General features: G+C 38.7%; 20 protein-coding genes. 18 read left to right on the top strand and 2 right to left on the bottom strand.

The genetic code is table 11. The features are described 5' to 3' along the window. Positions 1 to 22 precede the first annotated feature (22 nt). A complete protein-coding gene (locus tag ACOZBY_RS03375) occupies positions 23 to 2,029 on the top strand; it encodes a putative bifunctional diguanylate cyclase/phosphodiesterase (RefSeq protein ID WP_325881134.1) in 2,007 nt (668 codons plus the stop codon). Positions 2,030 to 2,073: 44 nt separating this feature from the next. On the opposite strand, the gene ACOZBY_RS03370 is transcribed toward ACOZBY_RS03375, so the two are convergent. After that, positions 2,074 to 2,685 (bottom strand): TetR/AcrR family transcriptional regulator, encoded by a 612-nt coding sequence (locus ACOZBY_RS03370; RefSeq protein WP_031418826.1) that lies wholly within the window; start codon positions 2,683 to 2,685, stop codon positions 2,074 to 2,076. Positions 2,686 to 2,922: 237 nt separating this feature from the next. Here ACOZBY_RS03370 and ACOZBY_RS03365 point away from each other — a divergent pair, with 237 nt between their 5' ends. The 17 genes from ACOZBY_RS03365 (at position 2,923) to ACOZBY_RS03285 (ending at position 23,504) form a co-directional block, all read left to right on the top strand. Then, a complete protein-coding gene (locus tag ACOZBY_RS03365; protein ID WP_198695128.1) occupies positions 2,923 to 3,816 on the top strand; it encodes an NAD(P)-dependent oxidoreductase in 894 nt (297 codons plus the stop codon). Between the two features lie 13 nt (positions 3,817 to 3,829). Further along, positions 3,830 to 5,350, top strand: coding sequence for a CoA-acylating methylmalonate-semialdehyde dehydrogenase (locus tag ACOZBY_RS03360; RefSeq protein ID WP_036160881.1), 1,521 nt, complete (start codon positions 3,830 to 3,832; stop codon positions 5,348 to 5,350). A gap of 64 nt (positions 5,351 to 5,414) precedes the next feature. After that, positions 5,415 to 6,731, top strand: a complete 1,317-nt coding sequence (locus ACOZBY_RS03355; protein ID WP_332289579.1) for a GntP family permease — start codon at positions 5,415 to 5,417, stop codon at positions 6,729 to 6,731. Between the two features lie 12 nt (positions 6,732 to 6,743). Then, entirely contained in the window at positions 6,744 to 7,505 is a 762-nt protein-coding gene (locus ACOZBY_RS03350; protein WP_012293042.1) for a 3-hydroxybutyrate dehydrogenase, read from the top strand. Between the two features lie 16 nt (positions 7,506 to 7,521). Next, positions 7,522 to 8,706, top strand: a complete 1,185-nt coding sequence (locus ACOZBY_RS03345) for an iron-containing alcohol dehydrogenase (RefSeq protein WP_012293043.1) — start codon at positions 7,522 to 7,524, stop codon at positions 8,704 to 8,706. Positions 8,707 to 8,859: 153 nt separating this feature from the next. Continuing rightward, a complete protein-coding gene (gene fadH, locus ACOZBY_RS03340; protein ID WP_012293044.1) occupies positions 8,860 to 9,627 on the top strand; it encodes a 2,4-dienoyl-CoA reductase in 768 nt (255 codons plus the stop codon). 63 nt (positions 9,628 to 9,690) lie between these two features. Continuing rightward, positions 9,691 to 9,930 carry a hypothetical protein gene (locus ACOZBY_RS03335; protein ID WP_008174117.1) on the top strand — a complete coding sequence of 80 codons (240 nt, stop codon included), beginning with the start codon at positions 9,691 to 9,693 and terminating at the stop codon, positions 9,928 to 9,930. Between the two features lie 198 nt (positions 9,931 to 10,128). After that, positions 10,129 to 10,569 carry a cyclic-di-AMP-binding protein CbpB gene (gene cbpB / locus ACOZBY_RS03330; protein ID WP_012293045.1) on the top strand — a complete coding sequence of 147 codons (441 nt, stop codon included), beginning with the start codon at positions 10,129 to 10,131 and terminating at the stop codon, positions 10,567 to 10,569. Between the two features lie 68 nt (positions 10,570 to 10,637). Further along, positions 10,638 to 11,525, top strand: a complete 888-nt coding sequence (locus ACOZBY_RS03325; protein ID WP_012293046.1) for a LysR family transcriptional regulator — start codon at positions 10,638 to 10,640, stop codon at positions 11,523 to 11,525. A gap of 166 nt (positions 11,526 to 11,691) precedes the next feature. After that, complete coding sequence (locus tag ACOZBY_RS03320; RefSeq protein WP_422761496.1) at positions 11,692 to 14,085, top strand: hypothetical protein; 2,394 nt, start codon at positions 11,692 to 11,694, stop codon at positions 14,083 to 14,085. Positions 14,086 to 14,087: 2 nt separating this feature from the next. Continuing rightward, complete coding sequence (locus ACOZBY_RS03315) at positions 14,088 to 15,023, top strand: ABC transporter ATP-binding protein (RefSeq protein ID WP_012293048.1); 936 nt, start codon at positions 14,088 to 14,090, stop codon at positions 15,021 to 15,023. Continuing rightward, the gene (locus ACOZBY_RS03310) at positions 15,020 to 15,865 is read left to right on the top strand and encodes an ABC transporter permease (protein WP_012293049.1); all 846 of its coding nucleotides are present in this window, start codon (positions 15,020 to 15,022) and stop codon (positions 15,863 to 15,865) included. The genes ACOZBY_RS03315 and ACOZBY_RS03310 overlap by 4 nt, the downstream gene beginning before the upstream one ends. Before the next feature lie 12 nt (positions 15,866 to 15,877). Further along, a complete protein-coding gene (locus ACOZBY_RS03305) occupies positions 15,878 to 17,287 on the top strand; it encodes a hypothetical protein (protein WP_422761494.1) in 1,410 nt (469 codons plus the stop codon). Between the two features lie 11 nt (positions 17,288 to 17,298). Continuing rightward, complete coding sequence (locus ACOZBY_RS03300; RefSeq protein WP_012293051.1) at positions 17,299 to 18,294, top strand: AAA family ATPase; 996 nt, start codon at positions 17,299 to 17,301, stop codon at positions 18,292 to 18,294. Further along, a complete protein-coding gene (locus ACOZBY_RS03295; protein ID WP_031418833.1) occupies positions 18,291 to 19,166 on the top strand; it encodes a DUF58 domain-containing protein in 876 nt (291 codons plus the stop codon). Before ACOZBY_RS03300 ends, ACOZBY_RS03295 begins: the two co-directional genes overlap by 4 nt. 11 nt (positions 19,167 to 19,177) lie before the next feature. Further along, positions 19,178 to 20,923: a vWA domain-containing protein gene (locus tag ACOZBY_RS03290; RefSeq protein WP_416277505.1), complete on the top strand. Its 1,746-nt coding sequence runs from the start codon at positions 19,178 to 19,180 to the stop codon at positions 20,921 to 20,923. After that, positions 20,907 to 23,504 (top strand): VWA domain-containing protein, encoded by a 2,598-nt coding sequence (locus ACOZBY_RS03285; protein WP_422761491.1) that lies wholly within the window; start codon positions 20,907 to 20,909, stop codon positions 23,502 to 23,504. The genes ACOZBY_RS03290 and ACOZBY_RS03285 overlap by 17 nt, the downstream gene beginning before the upstream one ends. A gap of 76 nt (positions 23,505 to 23,580) precedes the next feature. Here the strand turns inward: ACOZBY_RS03285 and thiW are convergent, their stop codons facing one another. Next, complete coding sequence (gene thiW, locus ACOZBY_RS03280) at positions 23,581 to 24,087, bottom strand: energy coupling factor transporter S component ThiW (RefSeq protein WP_422761489.1); 507 nt, start codon at positions 24,085 to 24,087, stop codon at positions 23,581 to 23,583. Between the last annotated feature and the right edge of the window lies 1 nt (position 24,088).

Raw genomic sequence — 24,088 nt, 5'->3', positions numbered from 1 at the left:
ACGCTACTTAGTGAGGGATAGAATGAAAAAATATAGAGAGAGTGTAGCGCCATTTGCAGATTATCAACAGCTCATTCAAATGAATCCGTTTGATGCAGTCGTCTGTTTGAGAATAGTTGATAAAAAGAGGTTCGAGGTCGTTGATTTTAATGATAAGCTATTATCATTTATGGAGCTGCAGGATAAAGCAGCGACGAACGCTGAACGTTTTTTTACCAAGCAATGCTGGCTGCAGTTGTCGAATTTTCTAAACGAAGAAGTCCATACACAGCATGTCCTGAAATTAGGTACCGGTTTTTATGAACGAGCATTTGCTCTTCATATACAACATTTTTCTCAATCCATGGTTGCAGTTATTTTGAGAGAAACACAAATAGAAGAAAAACCTTATTTACAATACGTGGAACAACATGTAAGTCCGGTACTGACGGTAGATTTACAAGGCCGAATTATTCATCAAAACATGGCTGTTACGTCAGCAATTTCTAGAGACCAGCAGTGCTTAATAGGACGAGATATTTTTTCATTATTGGACAGTAAATATAGTAAAGAATTTAAATTATTATTTGCCAAAACAATTGAAGGTTCAGCTTTTGGTATGCCAAAATGCTTATTTAAGGACCAATTGTTAAGTAAAGAGCCTTTTTACTTAAGAACACACCCAACCTATTATAATGGGGAGGTTATAGGGGTTCATTTATTTGTTAAAGATGCAAATTCATTTCTGAATGATCATGAGGCATTTTATTACCTAGCGTTAATGGATGAATTAACTGGCATTTGGAATCGTAAGGCATTCAAGGAGCATTGGTTACATTATCTAAATGACAAAAATCAAGAGCACAAGCAAGCAGCCCTTATTTTAGTGGATATTGATCGTTTTAAAAAATTTAATGAATCCCTAGGTGAAAGTAAAGGGGATGAGCTCATGCGTATGTTTAGTCAAAGACTTAATGAACTTTGCTATTCAAAATGTGCCCTTTATCGTTATAACAGTGATGAGTTTATCTTTGTACTAAAAGATGCGACTATTCAAAAAATTGAGCATACCGCCAATGCTATTTTGAATGTTTTAAAACAGCCATTTATGATAGATGGACAGGAATATTTTATTAGCGTTTCAATCGGTATATCCCTTAGTCCAGCAGATGGCAAGGATTTAGAGACACTTGTAAGGAAAGCCGATAAGGCATTATTTTCTGTTAAAGAGCATGGGCGATCTCACTATCGTTATTATCGTGAAGATATGACGGCGATTTTCCCAAATGAAGCTTTAATGGAGGCACATTTACGACGTGCTATTGAATTTAATGAGCTTAGTCTGCATCTCCAGCCTCAGATGGACTTAACAAATAATAGCATCAATAGCTTTGAAGCTTTATTGCGATGGAATAACCGTAAATTTGGTTTTGTTTCCCCTGCGCAATTTATACCTATTGCAGAGGCTTCAGGATTAATTATTGAAATTGGTGATTGGATTATTGACGAGGTTTGTCGTCATCAAAAAGAATGGCAATCTAAGGGCTACCGTCCTGTGCGCATAGCTGTCAATATTTCACCAAAACAGTTTAGGAAAGAGAACTTCGCACGAAAAATAAAGGCAGCATTAAAAAAATACGAGGTGCCTGCAGAACTTCTGGAGGTAGAAATCACAGAAAGCTCGATGACAAATGTTCATGAGACATTTTCGATTCTTACAGAGTTAAAGCAATTAGGGGTTTATGTGTCAGTAGATGACTTTGGAACCGGCTATTCTTCATTAAGCTATTTAAAGCGTTATCCAATTGATATTATAAAAATCGATCAATCGTTTATTCGGGATATCGCTAAAGATGACAAAAATGAGGCCATTATTAAGGCCATCATTTCGATGTCTCATAACTTAGGGTTAGAGGTAATTGCCGAAGGAATTGAAGAGCCCACGCAAGTTGATTTTCTCAAACGTCACCGTTGTCAAAAGGGACAAGGTTATTTGTATAATAAACCACTACCAGTTGAAACCATTGTACAAAAATATTTCGTCAGCTAGTTAAAAGTAGCACTCATCACTCAACTGATGAGGTGCTACTTTTTTTATTTGACACTTTTAAGACCGTTTAACACAATAGCTGTAAATCGGTTCATCTCAGCTGCCAAGTCAAAGTTTTCGTTATGGATTAACCAATCATAAACATTGGCACGCATACAACGCTGTATGATGGCCTGTATTTCAGTAGCTGATAAATCCTGTCTAAGTTCACCTTGTTGTAGCCCTTCCTCAATATATGTATTCATGATTTGAAATATCTTCCGCTCGGGATTGATTAAATAATGATCCTGTTTTACTTGATTTGTCATTGCAGCAGTATACACAGTGCGTAACAGATCCTTTCCTACAACATTCATTAAGTATTTCATTTGTTCTTGATACACTAATAAAATTTTTTCACTTGCTGGCAATGTATGGTCTATATTTTTTTCTAAAGTACTATAAAAATGATCCAGCTCTTTAAATTTTTCTAAAATAACGTCATATTTAGAGGGGAAATGTGTATAAAATGTACCCTTGGAGACATGACAAGCCTTGGTAATTTGTTCCACAGTAACATGTTCAAATCCGAATTTATTGAATAAATCTAGGGATGTTTTTAATAATTTATCACGAGTTTCTAATGCCTTTTTTTGCCTGCTTGTTAGTGATTCCATAGTGGCAAATTACCTCCGATTTTAAGTATTGTAAAATATTTTTTAAATTAAAAATTCAGAAAATATAAAATTTTTAATTGACGAGATGGATTTATTTTGATTATGATTTAATTGACCGAAGTCACTGACTCAGGTCAATTAAAGGTATCTCGTTATTAATGTTACGATAAAAAACTGTTGTTGGCTAGTGACTATCCAGCACTATTGCTGAATTTTCAAGGATTGGGGGATATCCAAATGAATAGAAAATTAGGTTTTATCGGCTTAGGAAATATGGGGTTACCAATGTCTATTAACTTATTAAAGGCAAACTATGAAGTGTATGGCTTTGATACAAATACGAAGGCAATGGAGCTATTTACAGCAGCTGGCGGTATAGGTCTTGAATCAACAAAGGAAGTTGCAAAGCAATGTGATGTGATAATGACTAGCTTGCCCACACCTCAAATAGTTGAAATGGTGTATCAAACAGAAGAAGGCATTATACAGCATGCTAAGAAAGGTGCCTTACTCATTGATTTTAGTACGGTCAATCCCGATTTGAATGATTCGTTACATAAAGAAGCGAGTGTGTTGGGATTACGCTATTTAGGAGCACCTGTAAGTGGTGGTGTCATAGGGGCTATAAATGCCTCCCTAACAATAATGGTCGGTGGTAGCAAGGAAGATTATGAAAGTGCAAGCCGAATATTCGGAATAGTGGGGAAAAATATCTATCACCTAGGTTTGTCCTCAAGTGTAGGTACGCGTCTTAAATTATTAAATAACCTAATGATAGGGTTTTACACAGAGGCTGTAGCTGAAACAATTGTACTTGGTGAAAAAATGGGGATTGATGGAGATACGCTATATGAGGTATTAAGTAATAGCTACGGTCAAAGTCGGATTTATGAGCGTAACTATATGGAATATATGAAAAATAATGATTATGCACCTGGATTTTCAACGAATCTTTTATTGAAAGATTTAAAGCTAGCAAAGGAAATGGCTGATGAAGCTGGTGTATCTCTTCGAATCGGCGAAAAATTAGTGGAACTTTATAGCGAGATTGCTCAGCAGGGCTATGGTGAAAATGATATGTCTGCAGCTTATTTAAGCTTAAAGGATACATGTAAAATAAAACAATTATAAGGAGGAAATGATGATGACGACAGCTCAAGAGGTTAAAACATTAACGCATTTTATTGGTGGACAGTTAGTTGAAGGAAGAAGTGGAAGATTTGGTTCTGTATACAATCCAACTACCGGTGATATTATTGCAAAAGTGCCATTGGCAACTTTTGAGGAGACAAGAGAGGCAATCGAGCAGGCTCAAGCAGCCTTTCCATTATGGCGTGATACATCCGTGGCTAAACGTGCAGAAGTCGTCTTAAAGTTCCGTAATCTTATTACTGAGAATATGGAGGAGCTATTACAAATTATTTGCACGGAAAGCGGAAAAACGTTGGAAGATGCCAAAGGCGAAATTACACGAGGTCTTGAGTCTGTTGATTTAGCTATTGGTGCCCCACATCTCATGAAAGGGGAATACTCTGTGAATGTTGGAGGTCAAATAAACGCTTACTCAGCAAAATATCCTCTAGGTGTAGTAGCGGCGATTTCACCTTTTAATTTCCCAATTATGGTGCCTTTAGCACAAACGAGTATGGCTATTGCGGTAGGGAATGCAGTTATTTTAAAAGCATCTGAACGTGTGCCAATGACCGCTTTATATGTTAGTAAGCTGTGGAAAAGAGCGGGCTTACCAGATGGGATTTGGACTGTGATAAATGGTGATAAAGATGCAGTCAATGAACTTTTAGAGAACCCAACCGTGCAAGCGGTTTCATTTGTAGGTTCTACACCGGTTGCCAAGTATATTTATGAAACAGGTTCTAAGTATGGAAAACGTGTAACAGCACTTGGCGGTGGAAAAAACAATATGGTTGTCATGCCAGACGCAGATCTTGAACAAGTTGCAAACGCCTTTATTGGGGCAGCCTATGGGGCAGCGTCTCAGCGTTGTATGGCAATATCCACAATCATGCCTGTAGGCAAAGATACTGCTGATCGACTAGTGTCGATATTAAAAGAGAAGATTACTAATCTGAAGGTAGGTCCATATACAAATCCTGATTCAGATTTTGGTCCAGTTATTTCTCAACAATCAAAAGAAGCAATACTCGCTGCAATTGATCGTGGAGAATCCGAGGGAGCATCCATTATTTGTGATGGTCGTGTTTTGGATATCGTTAAAGAGTCAAAAGGATTCTATGTAGGTCCTACACTTTTAGATCATGTAAAGCCTGGTATGGAAATTTATGAGCAGGAAGTATTTGGTCCTGCTCGTAATGTTGTACGCGTGGACTCTCTAGAGGAAGCCATTGAACTAATTAATAAGCATGAGCTGGGAAATGGTGTCACTATCTTTACAAATGATGGATTAGCAGCTCGTAAATTCACAACAGAAATAGATGTCGGCATGGTAGGGGTGAATGTGCCAATTCCTATTCCGGTTGGCTACCATAATTTTGCTGGTTTTAAAGGCTCTCGTTTTGGTGAAGGGCATATGTTTGGTCCAGATCAGGCGCGATTTTTTACTAAAACAAAGACTATTTCAGAACGCTGGATGGCAAGTAATACTTCCACTGCGTCTACATTTGCATTCCCAAGCAATAACGACTAATACCTATAAAGAGCTGTAGCGTTATACAGCTCTTTTTCTAAAAATGGGGAGGGGTGGGATGTCTATGTTGGCGTACATGGGTCTTTTTGGTAGCTTAGCATTATTAGTTTATTTAACAATGAAGGGCGTTAATTTACTTATTTCAGCACCGTTAACCGCACTGTTAGCTGCTTTAACTAATGGTTTAGCATTTTTTCCTCAAACTGCAAGTGAGAACCAAGCCAATTTTCTAACAAGCTATATGGATGGATTTACTGGGTTCGTTGGTTCTTGGTATTTAATGTTTATGGCAGGTGCTATTTTTGGGAAAGTCATGGAGGATACAGGAGCAGCGGATAGTGTTTCAACATGGATTATTCAAAAAATCGGGGTGAAATATGCAACATATGCGGTTGTGTTAGCAGCAGCGGTCCTTACTTATGGGGGTGTTTCTGTTTTTATCGTAGCATTTTCTGTTTATCCGATGGCTATCAGTTTATTTAAACAAGCGAATTTTCCACGACGCTTTATCCCCGCTGCACTTGGTCTAGGCTCAGTCACTTTTACGATGACGTCAGCTGGCTCACCTGAAATTCAAAATTGGATTCCCATTCAATATCTTGGAACGACACCATATGCAGGATGGCAAGTTAGTATTATTGTCGCTATTTTTATGGCTGTTGGTGGTTCTCTTTGGCTGAATTGGATGATTAAACGAGCTGTAAACAATGGAGAAATATTTATAGAACGCTCGACAGATCCAATAGTTGATGAAACGCGGAAGCTTCCCAGTCCGCTACTTAGTCTAATACCATTGCTAGTCGTCTTAGTGATTTCTTATGTTTTCCATAATTCGCTTGGAACTTCTGCTTTAATTGTTGCTTTGACAAGTGGCTGTATTGTCGCCTATTTAGTGAGTTATAAGTATGCCAAATCCGTTGGAGCAACATTAGCAGCGGGAGCAATGGGTGCCATTATTGCCATTGCTAATACAGCGGCTGTAGTAGGATTTGGTGGTGTCGTAAAAGCAACGCCATCCTTTTTGGCTACCGTAGATGTCATGACAAATATCCCTGGCAGTCCGTTAGTTGGAGGAGCCCTAGCTATTGCTGTCATTGCAGGTTTGACTGGTTCTGCATCTGGTGGTCAAACCATTGCGATGCCTTTGCTTGCACCCCACTATATTGACATGGGGGTAAATACAGAGGCTTTGCATCGGACAATTGCCATTTCATCAGGATCACTTGATTCATTACCACATGGTGGTTATGTGGTCACTACCATTAATTCAGTCTGTAATGAAAAGCACAAGGACGCCTATATGCCATTTGGAGCGTTGACGGTTATTATTCCAACTATCGGCACAATAATAGCTATTATCTTATTTTCAATAGGGATGTAGGAGGAATGTTGTATGCAAGGAAAAACAGTGTTCATTACTGGAGCAGCTCGTGGCATTGGTCTTTGCATGGCACAAGCATTTACCGAGCAAGGGGCAAATGTCGTCATTACGGATAAAAATGAACAGCTTTTAAGAGAGGCTGTTGGAAAAAACCCCTCCTTAACGGCTTATACATGTGATGTGACAGATGAAGAAGCCATAAGAGAGGCAATTAATTGGACAATCAATCGATTTACAACGTTAGATATTTTAATCAATAATGCAGGATTTCAACATGTCTCGCTTATTGAAGACTTTAAGACTGAAATTTTCCAAGACATGCAAAAAGTAATGGTGGTTGCTCCATTTATTGCGATGAAATATGCATTCCCTCATATGAAGAAAAATCAATGTGGTCGTATTATTAATATGGCCTCTATTAATGGAGTGATTGGATTTGCTGGAAAGGCCGGTTACAATGCGGCGAAGCATGGTGTCATTGGTTTAACGAAGGTAGCTGCACTGGAGGTAGCGAAGGATGGCATTACGGTAAATGCGATTTGTCCAGGATATGTGGATACAGAATTAGTTCGTCATCAGTTTAAAGATTTAGCGTTAACTAGAGGAATTCAAGTAGAAGAAGTACTTGAAGAGGTACTCTATCCTCTTGTACCTCAAAAGCGTTTACTTGATGTTTCAGAAATTACAGGGCTTGCTTTATATTTGGCAAGTGATTTAGCTAAAGGGTTAACGGGTCAGGCAATTCTTTTAGATGGTGGCTATACAGCTCAATAGTGTAGGAGGGAGAAAAATGATTCAAACAAAAACAATCTTTACTGTTCATTCACCTGGAACGATTGTTTATGGGCGTGATTCCTTTGAAGAGGTGGGTGAGTATGCTAAAAAACTCGGTACCAAAGCGCTTATTATTAGCGATCCCATTATGGACAACTTAGGCTTTGTGAAGCAATGTAGTAGCTTGTTAAACACAAATGGAATAGAAGTCGCCTCATACCTTGGGGTAGTAACTGAGCCGGATGACACGTATGTAGAGGAAGGCCTACAGCTTCTTCTGCAAGAAGGCTGTGATGTCATCATTTCTGTTGGAGGTGGAAGCTGCATTGATACAGCAAAGGCAATTGCAGTGGTGGCTACTAACGGTGGCTACATAGGAGATTACATGAAAATGGCAAAAATTGCAGCGCAAGCGCCAATCCCACATATTGCTATTCCAACAACAGCTGGAACAGGTTCTGAAGCAACAGATGCTACTGTTATTACCAATACAAAGAGTGAAGTCAAAATGATGATTAAACAGCCTGCCTTTATGCCAACGATTGCCATTGTTGATCCTATTTTAACGATAACATCACCGCCTGCAATTACAGCGGCTACAGGGATTGATGCCTTAAGCCATGCCATTGAAAGTTATTTGTCACGTTTAGCCCACCCATACTCAAATGTACTTGCTCTTTCTGCCATGGATTTAATCATTCATAACATTATGAGAGTTTATGAGCAAGGTGATGATGTAGATGCGAGAGAAGCTATGTCATTAGGTTCCATGCAGGCAGGCCTATCTTTTTCTAATGCTTCGGTCGCGTTAGTACATGGGATGTCTCGTCCAATAGGTGCGTTGTTCCACGTACCCCATGGTATTTCCAACGCGATGCTTTTACCAGCCGTTTTAGAATTTTCAAAAGAAGCTTGTATAGATCGGTTAGCAGTTTTAGGAGAGTTCTTTCATAAAAGCAATGAAATATTATCACAAGAGGAGCTTGCTCAGTTAGCCATTTCTTCCATTAAGGAAATATGTAAACTTTTGAATATAAGTAATTTAAAACAGTGGGGCATAGAGGAGGCAGCTTATTATAAGGCTATCCCTAAAATGGCTGAAGATGCGATTGCAAGTGGTAGTCCTAGCAATAACCCGAAGATACCGACAAAAGAGGAACTAATGGAGCTATATCATATAGCTTATACTTATGAATTCTAAAAAATTTGCGAGCTATTCATTATTGTGGATAGCTCTTTTATATTTTTTATAGAAATTAAAAGGAGTGAAAAGCAGAATTAATATGACATATTCGAGAAAATATAGTAAAATTTTAATGAATAACCATTCATTTTTAATAAAGGGGGAAATGGAATGTTGCAGGGGAAGACAATTGTCATTACAGGTGGATCAAGTGGGATGGGCCTTTATATGGCGAAGCAATTTGTTGCTGAAGGAGCAAATGTTGTTATAACAGGGCGCAACGAAGAACGTTTAGCAGAGGCAAAAAAGTTTATTGCAGAGGCTGGCTCAACTATTGAAACTTTTCAAATGGATGTACGAGTACCAGAACATGCAGAGGCGATGCTAGCGTTTGCTATTGAAAAATTTGGACAGGTTGATGGTCTTGTTAATAATGCGGCAGGTAATTTCATTGTACATGCTGAGGATTTAACACCTAATGGTTGGAAGGCAGTTGTAGATATCGTGTTAAATGGTACGTTCTTCTGTTCTTCAGCTGTCGGTAAATATTGGATAAAAAATAAAATTAAGGGCTCTATTTTGAATATGGTGGCTACTTATGCTTGGAATGCAGGAGCTGGTGTGGTCCATTCAGCTGCGGCAAAAGCTGGAGTATTATCATTGACGAGAACATTAGCAGTAGAATGGGGAAAGCAGTATGGTATCCGCGTCAATGCAATAGCACCAGGACCAATTGAACGGACGGGTGGAGCAGATAAGCTTTGGGAATCGGAAGCAGCTGCTGCGCGTACATTAGATTCTGTTCCACTAGGACGAACGGGTACACCTGAGGAAATAGCTGATTTAGCAACATTTATGATGTCTAATAAAGCAAGTTATATGAACGGAGAATGTGTGACACTGGATGGTGGCCAGTGGCTCAATCAATATCCATTCTAAAAATGTTTGCATAATGGAGAGCTGGATTGACGCATACTAAGGGAAAAGAAAGGAGTTTTGACAATGGGTATGTGGTTAATACCAGCTCTAATTGCCATGATAATTATTTGTGTTATTTCGTTTGTATCCACGTTGAAAATTGCAAAGATGACTTCTGAACGGAAGTCTGAAAAGGATACTCCGATTTCAGAAACGGTTGAAGAGTATGCAACGATGCTCAATCCAATCGTATGGGTATATCTGATATTTTTACTCTTTTTAGGGATCATGATTTTTTATTACTGGAGTAAGGCTGGCTATTAGAAATAACGCATCCTCAATCAGAGATGAAACACTTTAACTGATTGAGGGTGTACTTAGTTTTTGTTGAATGATTCAAAATAATTCGTTATTCCTGAAAAACTCTTCCCGTCCTGATCATGGTCAGACATAGAAAAGTTGTGATATGATGAAAGGGAAGGACTGTTCTGCACAGCCAGGACAGAAAAGGAGAAGAAGTTCATGATTTCAACTAACAGCAAAGACTTATTAGCAATGCCAATTAGTGATTTTATCATTTCCTCTGAAAAAGTTGCACATGTACAAAGTGGTAATAGTGCAGAACACGCACTCCTTGTACTAACGCGGACAGGATATTCGTCCATTCCTGTATTAGATATGAAATATCGACTTCAAGGTTTACTGAGCATGAAAATGATAACGGAATCGATTCTAGGACTCGAGCATATTGAGTATGAAAAGCTTCCTGATATTAAAGTTGACTCTATTATGGAAAAAGAGATCGCTGTATTAAAATTGTCAGATACATTTCAGCGAGCTTTGGATTTAGTTATTAACCACGCATTTTTATGTGTAGTGGACGAAGATGGTACATTTGCAGGGATATTAACAAGACGTGTTATTTTAAAGCAATTGAAAAAATATATTTATCAAAAAGAGTAGTAGTTTAAGAGGGAGCTCATATGAAAGTCATGAGGCCCTCTTTGCTTGTATTGGAGGTTTACAGATTGATGGCAACAGAGGCAGAGATTTTAAAAATTTTGGCTGAGGAACGCAATATGCGGAAAGCAGCTGAACGTCTATTTCTATCCCAACCAGCCCTTTCTCAACGTTTACAAACCATTGAAAAGGACTGGGGTGCACAATTATTTATTCGTTCACAAAAAGGTTTAACAGCAACACCTGCTGGTGAACAGGTTATTGCCTATGCAAAGGAAATGCTAGCGAAAAAGGAAGAAATATTTGAAACGATTCAATCTTTAACAACAAAGGTAAATGGGACATTGAAAATTGCCTGTGCGTCCATTGTTGGACAAAACTGGTTGCCTAAAATCCTAAAGGAATTTGTATCTAAATATCCTGATGCAAAAATATCGCTTATGACGGGCTGGAGTTCTGAAATTGTGAAAGCACTTTATGAGGGCGAGGCACATATTGGAATTGTACGAGGTCAGGTAGATTGGAAAGGGGAAAAGATTCACCTTTTCAGAGACACTCTTTATTTAGTGGATAAGGAATTGAAGACAATTGAAGATGTACTGACGACAGATCGTCCATTTATTCAATACAAAAGTGATTCGAACTACTATCAGGAAATTCAACAATGGTGGCAGCAACACTTTGCTCAAAATCCCAGAAAACAAATTTTAGTAGATCAAATTGAAATTTGTAAACAGATGGCTTTAAATGGAATAGGTTATGCTATACTACCATCCATCACATTAAATGATCATGATGAAATTCATAAAATACCTTTAACAAACGATGAAAAGGAATTTGGGATTACACGAGATACATGGCTTATTGGCTATGAATCATCTTTTGAATTGCGTCAAGTAGAGGCATTTGTAGAAGTAGTGCAAGACCATGCACGTTGTTTGTTTGACTATACAAAATAAAAAATAAGGCAATTCCAGTCTATTAGGGGATTGCCTTTTCATTTTGGCTCAGTGATTTCTTAAGAGTTTATGAATATTGATGAAGATATCATAAGAAATGGAACAAAATGCAATTTAAATCGTATAATTATGTAACCATCTACTTACATAAAAAGGGGTTGAGCTTTTGAAAAAGACAAAAATTATGGCACTGACTTTATTAGTAATGCTGATGATGAGCTTTCTGTTGCCTTCCACACAGGCGCAAGCTGCTGCACCATTAGAGGTCAAAGCAACAGCAGGCATTTCAGGGAAAGCTAAATATCAATCAGTTGTGCCCTTACAAGTTACAGTGAAAAATAACGGTGCAGATTTTTCTGGAGATATGGCAATAAATTCTTCTAATTCCTATGAAGCAGCATCCGCACTTGTCGTTCCAATTGATATAGCAGCTGGAGAAGAGAAGACATTTACCTTCTATCTAGATGGTTTAGCTGACAATGGATATTCGGACGCAGATTTATTTGCTTTTTATGAAGGAAATATTGAAAAAGGAAAAAAGATTGCCTATAAGGGGACTAAGCGTCTACAATCGAATTTTTTAGATCCTACATCAACATTTGTCTATACATTGACAGATAAAAGTGATCGACTATCAGCACTTTTACGTTTATCATCATTTGTTCCTCAAAACAATGTAGAAATATTTAACATTAATCAATTAAAGGATTATACATTCCCAGAAGATGAACAAGGACTTGCCATGGCAAATGTCATCGTCGTAGATGAAGTAGCAATAGCCGACTTAGCACAAAAACAACAAGAGGCATTGCTGAAATGGGTACAAGATGGGGGTACATTACTTTTAGGGGCTACTGATCAAGTGGATGTCACAGCAGGGGTTTTTAAAGATTATTTACCAATGTCATTATCACAAGAGACGACATCTATCTCTGCAGAAACATTAACAAAATTATCGGGCGGTGGTATTTTTACGCAGCCAATTTCGATTCATACAGCTACTAATCTTGAAGGAAGTTTACCGGTATTAACGGAGAATAATGTTGTACTAGCTTCGAAGAAAAAAATTGGCGGTGGTGAAATTATTCAAACAGCCTTTTCTTTAGGAGATCAGCCGCTTGCTTCAATGGATGGCTATGCAGCCCTTCTAGCAAAAATGATCGATATTCAAAGTATTTCGCAGCATGGAATGATGAATCAGGGCCAATCCCCACTCGATCAAATTTCTTATGAGCTTCGTAACATAAATGAATTATTCCCGTCCTTTGAAGTTTCAGTAAGCTATATGCTTATCGTCATTATTCTTTATATTATCATCATTGGCCCAGTTCTTTATTTTGTTCTGAAAAAAGTAGACAAGCGTGAGCATGCATGGTGGATTATTCCCGTGTTCTCAATCGTTCTTTCGATTGGTCTTTTCATTGTTGGAGCAAAAGACAGAATTGTTCAGCCACAAGTACAACAATCCGCATTTTATAAGGTCAATGAGGATAGTAGTTTGAATGGGTATTATGTTGAATCAATCTTAACGAATCGTAGCGGGGATTTTATCGTTAATACGGATAAAAATACAACGGCAGTTGCGATGAGAAATTATAATAATTTCACAGGTACTGTGGGTGATTTACATGAATCTTCTTATATTAAAGAAAATGCCAACGGTTCAACGTTAACATTACGTGATTTAAATTATTGGTCTGTTCAATCATTTGGAGGGAAAACATCAGCTCAAAATATTGGGAAAATGGATGTTGATATCACATTGAAAAATGAAAAGCTGACTGGAACAATAAAAAATAATTTCCCATTTGAATTAAAAGACGTCACGTTAATTTCTGGCGTGAAAGAAGTAAAGCTGGGTGATATTAAAGCGAATGGAACTTTGCAAGTAGACAAGGAATTGAAGACAACGGTACTTCAAAAGCCATCTGTTTTTAATAATTACAACTACAGTTACCCATCTCAGAAGGATGAGGTAGATCCAATGCGTGTTGAACGAATGAAAACATTAGCATTACCACTTGTAGAGAATGATAGACAGCCAATACTTACAGCATGGACAGATCAAGCGATAGTAGGGGCTGAGCTTGAAACAAGTGCAAATATGTCTCCAATTACAATGCTTGTTCAACCGTTTAAAGGGAAAGTGGAACTATCAGGACCATTTACAATGAAACGCAATAATTTCACGTACTCATTAAACTCACTATCCGCGAGTGGATATTTCGATAAAATCGATGAGGAATTGAATAACTGGTATCTATCTGATGGTTTATACGAATTAACAATGGCAATGCCTGATCAATTTATGGACGCTGTGGAATCACTTAATGAACTAACCATTTCTAATAAGGATGTTAAACGTATGCAGCTGTCGATATGGAATAATGCCACAAATATGTATGAGCCATTAGTTGATACAAAGCAAGTGTTTACAGATAATATTAAAAATTTTATTAATCAAGATAGTGAAGTTCGACTTGAAATTAAGTATGGTCCAGATCCAACTGGTGAACAAACGAAATTACCTGAAATAGAGCTGAAGGGAGTGGCAAAATAATCATGATTGAAATTCGTGACCTAACGAAAAGATATGGCTCCTTTACGGCACTGGATCATTTAAATTTGTCCTTAGAAGAAGGCATCGTGTTTGGCTTTGTTGGTGCTAATGGAGCGGGTAAATCAACAACATTTTCTATTTTAGCGACATTACTGTCACCGACATCAGGTGATGCGTTGATAAACGGTAAAAGTGTTGTTAAGGAACCGAAAGAAGTACGCAAGCAAATCGGATATATGCCTGATTTCTTTGGTGTTTATGACCAGCTAAAAGTAGATGAATATTTAGATTTTTATGGAGCTAGCTACGGTATTCAACTAGCAGAGCGCCAAGTGCTGATTCCACAGCTTTTAGAGCTTGTAAATTTAACGAGCAAACGTTATGAATACGTTGATTTATTATCGCGTGGGATGAAGCAGCGTTTATGTCTTGCACGTGCACTTATCCATGATCCTAAAGTATTGATTTTAGATGAACCTGCGTCAGGATTAGACCCTCGCGCCCGTGTGGAAATGCGAGATATTTTACGGAATTTAAAGTCTATGGGTAAAACCATCTTAATCTCTTCTCATATTTTGCCTGAGCTTGCTGAAATGTGTGATGAAATTGGCGTCATTGATAATGGCAAATTAATTGCACATGGAAATGTTGCTGCCATTCAGGCGCAGTTACAGGGAGAAAAGCGTATCGTCATGAAAGTAACAGATCGTATACACGAAGTACGTGCATATTTGGAAGAAGATCCCCATATTTCATCTATTGATGTCCTTGAGCATCGTCTAGAAATAGCCTTTAATTATCGTGGAACAGATGCAGAGCAGGTAGCATTACTGAAAAAGGCGATACTTGCAGATTTACCTATTTATGCGTTAAGTGAGGAAGAGAAAGATCTAGAGGATGTCTTTATGGCGATTACGAAGGGAGCGGACAGTCAATGATGGAAAGATTTTATAATCCAGTATTTGTGAAAGAGTTAAAATTACGATTCCGTTCTTTTAAAAGCTTCTCAGGATTAATGTTTTATTTAGCGGTACTTTGTATTTTCATTGCAGGTTTTTTATTGCTTACCACTGAATTTACTGGCAAGGGATTCTTTAAACCAGAAACAAGTTTTATGATGTTTGCTGTATTAACCATTTTACAAATGGCATTAGTTCTTTTTATTACTCCAAGCTTAACAGCAGGAGCAATCAGTAGTGAGCGTGAAAAACAAACCTTGAATATTTTGCTAACAACGACACAAAGCTCTACACAAATTGTTGTTGGTAAATTATTATCATCGGTGTCGTTTCTAGTTTTAATGCTTGTAGCAGGATTACCATTATATAGTTTAGTGTTCCTATTTGGTGGGGTTTCACCTTCCCAGCTTGTTTCTATATTTTTATTCTATTTAGTTACTGTAGTAGCAATAGGTAGTATTGGTGTCATGTTTTCAACTATTACGAAAAAAACGATTGTTGCCATGATTGCCACATATGGTTCTATTATCTTTTTAGGTGGGATTACAGCGTTTTTCTTCTTTTTAACAATGGCTTTCCATCAAATGGGTAATGCTGTAGGTGCAAGTACCTCCTTTATGACTTATTTTTGGGCTTCAATTAATCCAGGTGCCCTAATGCTGACGCTGATTTCACCTGAGATGGGAAATGCGTTAGCTGAACTTTCAGGAGTGGAACTACCTGTGTGGATTACTTATTTAATCGTTTATGTATTGATTATTGTACTTTGTTTAACAGTTGCCATAAAAAAATTACGTGCCAACATGAAAAGTAACCGATGAGGAGGAATTATTATGGAGCGTCGTAAGCAATTACGAAAATATATTCAGCGTGCAAAGTCGAGTTTAACACTTGAAAAAAGCATTCCTATTGCACAATATGGTCTGTTTTTGGCATTGCTTTCGAGTGCTTCTCTCGTTCTTATTTCAAGATTATTTGTCTGGCCCTATTACCGCCAAATTGCGTTGGCTATCTTTGTTACACTTATTATTGCAACGATCGTTTACATCTGGTGGAGACGTGTCAAAGAGAAAGAAGCTTTGCATACATTGGATCACTATTTTTCACATAATGAGTTGGTTACAGCTTTATCATTGAAAGACGATCAGGACCCACTTGTTCAAGCATTATTATTAAAGGCGATACAGAATGTTGAACAGGCTTTCATAAGCTTTAAGGCTCGCAAGAAAAATTTGTTTCGACCAAAGGCGTTTATTGGACTATTTGGCACTGCTGTCGTCCTAGCAATTCTTTATATGTTCCCGGCAGCGACTCAAATAGAAGCGATTGAAGTTGAAAAAGAGCAAGCTGTAATCGACGATATGAAGAAGGAAGTTGCGGAGCTGGAGAAAAAAGCGCAGACAAAAGAAGTGAAAGAGCAATTGCAAGAGCTTCAAAACACGCTTAAGGAAGCAGAAACAGCTGAAGAGGCACTCCGCGAAGTGGTGAAGAAGCAAAAGGAGCTTGCTCTTAAGGAGCAGCAATTAAAGGATAAACAAACGGCAAGTCAAGACGGAGCTACCGATGAACAAGGCTTATCGAAAAAAGAAGTTGAGCAATTGAAGGAACTTGCTCAAATGCAGCAACAGCTCACACAAAATGCAAATGCCACACAAACAGCTATGAGTAAACTTGGTAAACCAGCGAGTAATTCCTTACAAAATGCAATTGCAAGTGCTAATAATGCTGGCACTAACAATCAAAATAATAATCAACAACAAGGTAGTCAGCAGTCATCTGGTAATTCCCAGCCAAGCAATCAGCAAGGGCAGACGAGTCAGTCTGGTCAAAATAATGCTCAAAATGGTTCCCAACAACAAAATGGTAATAGTCAAGGACAAGGACAAGGACAGGGCCAAGGACAAGGGCAAGGACAAGGACAGGGCCAAGGACAAGGACAGGGCCAAGGACAAGGACAAGGACAGGGCGCAGGTAAAGGTCAAGGTGGTCGAGATTTATTAACGACACCGAATCGGATTGGTGGGTCAAACGAGACATCCGTGGATGGTGGAGCATTAGGAGATGGCTCTCATGTCTCTGAGCAACAGGGGAATGGTCCGATAACAAAGGGCAGCATTCGACCGTATGAAGAAATAATTGGTTCTTATAAAGACAGCTATTTAGAAAGCTCAGAGCGTTTACAATTACCGAAGGATTTACAAAATGTCGTGCAATCTTATTTCACGTCAATTGAGTCGCAGTAGGAGGAAATGAAATGGCATTTACAGAGCAACAATATGTAGAAATGAGTACAAAATTACAACAAGTAAAAGATGAAATTCATCGTTTTATTGTAGGGCAAGAAGATGCGATTGATTATACTTTGTATGCTGTACTAGCAGATGGTCATGCATTATTAGAAGGTTTACCAGGCTTAGGGAAGACGATGTTAATTCGTACAATTTCTGAAGTTCTTGACTTATCGTTTTCACGTATACAATTTACACCGGATCTTATGCCGGCGGATATAACTGGGACAAGTATGATTGAACGCACCCCAGATGGTAAACAACAATTTACGTTTCAGCCTGGCCCTATTTTTAGTCAGATGGTGTTAGCAGATGAGATAAATCGCGCTACACCCAAGACTCAAAGTGCTTTGTTAGAAGCAATGGGAGAAAAAACGGTAACGATTTTGGGCGATACAAAAAAAATGGCGAGACCATTTTTCGTGTTAGCGACTCAAAATCCGATTGAAATGGAAGGCACATATCCGTTACCAGAAGCACAGATGGACCGTTTCCTTTGTAAAATTCTTGTCCCCTATCCGGAAAAAAATGAGCTAATGGAAATTATGAAGCGAACGACAGGTGCTCAGGAAATTGGCTTACAGAAACTGATGAATACAGAGGCTCTAATAGAAGCCCAGCAAATGGTGAAGGAAGTGCTGGTTGCTGATGAAATGCTTGAATTTGCAACCGATTTAGTAGTGGCAACGCACCCAGAAAGATCTGATGCTCTGGACGAGGTCAAGCAATATGCGATGTATGGCAGTGGACCTCGTGGTTTGCAAAGTTTAATAAAATTAGCAAAAGCTAGAGCGCTGATGAATGGTCGGTTCCATGTTTCAGTGGCTGATATTAAATCAGTAGCAAAACCTGTATTACGTCATCGGATGCTATTGAACTATGAAGGGGAGGCTTCAGGAAAAACAGCAGATGATGTCATTGATGTTATTTTAGAAAAGGTTCAACAAGGTGTTAGCAAGTGACAGCCAACTACTTATTGCCCGAAGACTGGTTAGCGAAAATCAGTCGTTTTCAAGTAGCTACTGCCTCCAAGCTACGCGGGCAGCATAAAGGCTCGCATCGTTCACAGCGCTTTGGGGCATCCCTCGATTTTTCGGATTTTCGAGAATATCATTTAGGTGATGATGTACGACAAGTGGATTGGAACGTCTTTGCCCGAACGGATAAATACTTTATTAAAAGATTTTTAGATGAACAAGAAATGCGCGTACACATCCTACTCGATACCACAAAATCAATGAGCATGGATGCCAAGTGGACTTTTGCTCGTCAAATAGTGGCATCCCTTGGTTTAATGGTACTTGGTAGAGACGATCGTTTATCTTTTTCATTTTTACAAGATGAAACGAAGCCTCCATTTCGTCGCAAGGGCGCCATGTATCGCCGAGCATTTTTACAAATAGTAACAGATATAGAGGAAGCAAGTTATTCGAATCCTTTTGCACAGGGTGCCTTAAAGGCTTTACCAAAGGATAGTACAGTGTTATTTATTGTTACAGATGGTCTAGAGTCAATTGAAGAATGGGAGCAACTTTTAAAAAGGCTACCACGCTATGCTGGCGATGTACGTATACTACAAATAGTGACGGAAGAAGAACTATCACCAAATTATTCAGGGGATGTGCGTCTTCTTGATCGTGAAACAGGTAATGAAGTCAATGTGACAATGTCCACTAAAGTACTAGAAACCTATCATGCAAGACGTTTATTACATGAAGAAGAGTTTGAAGCTATTTGTCGTCGTTTCGGCATTCGAAAATTACAATTGAAGGTGGAAGATGGTTTGCAACAGGCAATCTTTCAGCAATTATTAAAAGCACATTGGATTAGGTGAGGTGAGCCGTATTGGGCTTTAGTCAAATTATGTTTAGCTGGACGGCCATCATCCCGGTCATTGTCCTACTCTATTATTTCTTTCGAAAAAAATATACAGATCAGCCGGTCTCTTCAACACTTTTCTGGTCTGAGATTATGCAGGAAACACGGGTATCTCCTTATTTAAAGCATTTGCAAAAGAATGCCCTACTTTATTTACAGTTACTAGCATTGTTGCTTCTTGTGTTGGCACTCATGAATCCCTATGTGAAAAAATCAACGATTGTTGGTGAGCAAACTATATTTATTGTGGATACTTCTGCAACAATGTTAGCTGGTAAGGGGCAATCTACCTTTGACACACATAAACAGGAAATGCTGACGCTTATAGATGAATTAAATGGGAGACCAGTCACGTTAATTACGACTGGTTCAGCACCAAAAGCGATTTTGCAGCAAGAGACAAATGTTAAAGAAATCGAAAAAGGTATTAAAGACTTACAAGTAACCTATGAAACGGCAGAAATGGATAAGGCGCTAGATGTGGCACAAGCATTTGTAGGAGATACACCGACTTCCATCTATGTATTTACAGATGCACTTGATAAAAAACAACTACCTATGAATAAGGACTCCGTTAAATGGCTAGTTAGAGGTGCTGCGAAGGACTTAACAAATATTGCTATTACTCGATTTGCTGCAACAACAGATGGACAGGCTACAATGGCGCTTGTGCAGCTTCATAATGATACAGACAACGAGCAAAAGGTCACACTAGCATTACTAAATGAAGAGGGTAAAGAGTTAGTAGCTGAGAATATCGCTGTTCCTCCAAAGGAAGCGATAACTAAAACCTTCAAGGAGTTACCTTTAGAAAAATCGATGACAGCGATTATTGATGCGCAAGATGATTATGACGTAGATAATCAACAAACGGTTTTCCTACAAACGGCTACTTCAAAAATTGTGGTTGATCAGGGCATGCATCAATTGATTCAAAAAGGATTTCAATCCGTAAGCACGGGTGTGAAAATCGTTCCGCCTTTACAAGTAATGGACAATCAGGATGCTACGGTGATTACCAATCAAGCCATCTTGCTAGAAAAGATGAATAAACCTCTTGTGTTATTTGGCCGTGATGATGCTGAAAAGGTAGAGGTAAGTGGCATAGTAAGTACTAAAAGTGATGCTTTATTTGCTTTTAGCGAGCTCAAGGATGTTTATGTTAGCGCCTTGTATCCTGGATTTACAAATTATGAAACTATCGCTACTGTTGGAGAAAAGCCGTTTATACAGCGCTCTCCTAAAGGGGATATCGTCGTCTTAGCAGATATTGCAGATACGGATTGGCCACTACACCCATCATTCCCGTTATTTTTATGGAGTACTGAACAGCAGTTATCAGAATCCATTGGTTCACTCGGTATTTTCACACCAAATGAACAAAGAGTAGTAGCTTTAGCGCAGGAAGACTGGAGTGTATATTCACAAGAAGATGAATTTCTATCATTGGTTACAGATGGTATGCTAACTGCGCCAACAAAACCTGGCATCTATTTTGTGCGTTCTAATAATGAAGAAAAACATTTTATTGTACAATTGCAGGCGCAAGAACGTGTTATTGAGCAAGGAACAAGCTATATATTGGGGGATATTTCTGATAACGGAAAGGCTGAGATTTCGAAGGCTTCTTTTGTCCCTTGGCTAATTCTTATTATTTTAGTTTTACTTGTTTTAGAGTGGGAGGTGCAACGACGTCGTGGATTTACGAATTGATATGCCATTCATATTGTTGCTATTACTTCCATTACTCATCTATTTTGGTTGGACCTATTGGCGAGAACGACAGCGACTAAAAAAGAGTCATGCTATCGTACTTATGATTCGCATGCTAGCGGTAGGCTGTTTAGTTTTCGCATTGGCAGGGCCGTATCTTTTATTACCTATAAAAGAAGAACAAATCGTGTATCTAGTTGACCGCTCAGCTTCCATGAATGGGACTGAAGATGAGATGGTACAGTTTATACAGGATAGTTTACAATCGAAAAAAGATGAACAGCTTGCAGGGCTGTATTCATTCTCATCAACATTACAAACAGAAGCCATTATGACTAAAACATTAAAGGAAGTACCAAAGTTTACGGAAATAAAGGCTACTGATCAAACGAATATAGAACAAAGCCTGCAACTTGCCACAGGTATTATAGATCCGAAAAAAGCAACACGCCTTGTGCTATTAACAGATGGCAATGAGACAAAGGGAAGTGCTTTAGATTTCGCCACGAAGTTTAAAGGCTCCAATATTAGTGTGGATGTTGTGCCCTTCAGTCAGCCTGTTGTGAATGATGTTTCATTAAAAAGCTTTGTGTCCCCACAAGTTGCCTATGTAGGTGAGCAACAACAACTGGTAACAGAAGTGCATGCAACAACAGCTGGACAAGGCGAGCTATTATTATATGAAAATGATGAACTGATTCATCGTGAGGGAGTCGAGCTAGCCGAAGGAACGAATATGTTTACCTATAAACATGCAGCGACTGGTGAAGGGCTGGTGAAATATGAAGCCGTTGTTCAAGTAGGACAGGACGCAATATTTGAAAACAATAAATTAACAAGTGTCACAATGGTACAAAGCGAACCACATTTACTCATTGTGAATGGCTATGAAACAGCTTCACCACTAGCGGCAGCACTTGGTCAGCAATCAATAGGCTATGATGTAAAATCACCTGAAAGCTTGCCAAATGAACTCTCCAGTTATTTGCAATATAATGCCATTATTTTTGATAATGTACCGGGACATTTAGTCGGTGAGGCAAAAATGAGTGTGATAGAGCAAGCAGTCAAAAACTTTGGTGTTGGTTTTGCAATGGTGGGTGGAGAAAATAGCTTTGGTTTAGGTGGTTATTTTAAAACACCAATTGAAACTTTATTACCTGTTGAAATGGAGATAAAGGGGAAAGAACAATTACCTTCGCTAGGACTTGTCATTGTGCTAGACCGTTCTGGCAGTATGTCAGGATCCAAGCTAGAGCTTGCAAAGGAAGCGGCTGCACGATCAGTTGAAATGCTACGTGATGAAGATACATTAGGATTTATAGCATTTGATGATCGTCCTTGGGAAATTATAGAGACTGGACCTTTGAATAATAAAGAAGAGGCAGTGGATACCATTTTATCCGTTACACCAGGAGGCGGAACAGAAATCTATGGTTCACTGGCAAAAGCATATGAAAACCTAGCAGATATGAAACTGCAACGTAAGCATATTATTCTTTTAACGGATGGACAATCGCAGCCAGGAAATTATGACGATTTAATTGAACAAGGAAAAGATAACGGAATAACCTTATCGACAGTAGCTATTGGTCAAGACGCGGATGCAAACTTATTGGAAGCTCTGAGTGAGATGGGGAGTGGACGTTTCTACAATGTTATCGATGAGCAAACTATTCCGTCCATTTTATCTCGTGAAACGGCCATGATTTCCCGTACGTACATTGAAGATAATCCATTCTATCCTGTACTGTATAATGCAGGGGGATGGAATACGCTATTTGCCAATGGCGTTCCACAAATGAATGCTTATATTGGAACAACCGCAAAGCAGGGTGCTACCGTCGTGGCTGAAAGCGAAAAGGAAGATCCAGTATTAGCACAATGGCAATACGGTCTTGGCAAAACATTCGCATTTACTTCTGATTCAACAGGAAAGTGGTCAGGAGACTGGGCAAGATGGCAGGACTGGGGCACATTTTGGCAAACGCTTATTTCGCAAATGCTCCCAAGTTATAATGACGTTGCCTACGATGTAAGAGTAGAATCAGATGGATCCTTTATGATTACAGACCCTACAAATGAAGCAGCATTTTTAGATATTGTGGCTGTTAATGAAGCGGGTGAAGAGCTAGACACACAGCTTGAAACTATATCAGCCTCTCAGGTGCGAGCTGTGGTACAAGCTGAGCCGGGGTTAATCTTCTTCCGTATCGCTGATGAAAAGGAAACGATTTATCAGGCGGGATTAAGTGTTCCTTACAGCGCTGAATATGAACTTCTTCCTGTTAATGATAAATTAATAGAAGAAATAACCGAACAAACAGGTGGTGCTGTTTTAAAAGAACCACAAGAAGTGTTCCGTGACTTTACAAAGCAAGGGGCGGATCGTCAAAACATTGCCACATGGCTTCTCCTTGCAGGTATGCTCTTATTCTTTATTGATATAACAATAAGGCGCTTTGGCTGGAATTTCCTAACGAAGTCGAAGAAAAAGGAGCAACTGGTAGAGGATCTCCCTGTACAAGCAGAAGACACGAAGGTAGCACAACTATTAAAGGGTATGAAAAAACGCCAATAATTTAGTTTAGATGAAAGCAGTGCGAATTTCGCACTGCTTTTTGTACATTCATGGAAAAAGAAATCCTCCTACGACACTATTTAATAAAGAGAGTAGGATTAAAATATCTTACTAGCACCGTTTTTCGCAAACTGCTAGCTACTAAAATGCCTAAAATTGCTCCAATTGTACTTGATATTAAAAAGGCAGGCATAAAAAACAAGGCTGCTACGGAAGTTCCCATTAGTACCTTTGCATAGGGCACTGCTACAAGTGATGCTAGAAGACCAGTGCCAATCACTTCACCCAAACCAGCAAACCAAATTTTACCGCTATATTTATAGGCAAGCCCTGCGCATAATGCACCAATAATACTACCAGGAATGGCTAAAAGAGAGCCTGTCCCTGTAAGGATTCGAATAATGGCCGTAACAAAGGCAACTACAACTGTAGATACGGGTCCAAGTATAATGGCTCCTATTACGTTAATAGCGTGCTGCACCGGATAAGCACGAGCAATCCCAGTTGGAATGGAGATAAAAGTAGAACCTGCAATAGCAATCGCTACTAATAAAGCCATAATTGTTAATTTTCTAATAGACATG

Origin of the sequence: Lysinibacillus sp. NPDC056220, from assembly GCF_049315265.1 — a bacterium.
Lineage (GTDB): Bacteria > Bacillota > Bacilli > Bacillales_A > Planococcaceae > Lysinibacillus > Lysinibacillus pinottii.
Note: the sequence above shows the minus strand (reverse complement) of the source record. Positions and strands in the feature narration are given on the sequence as shown.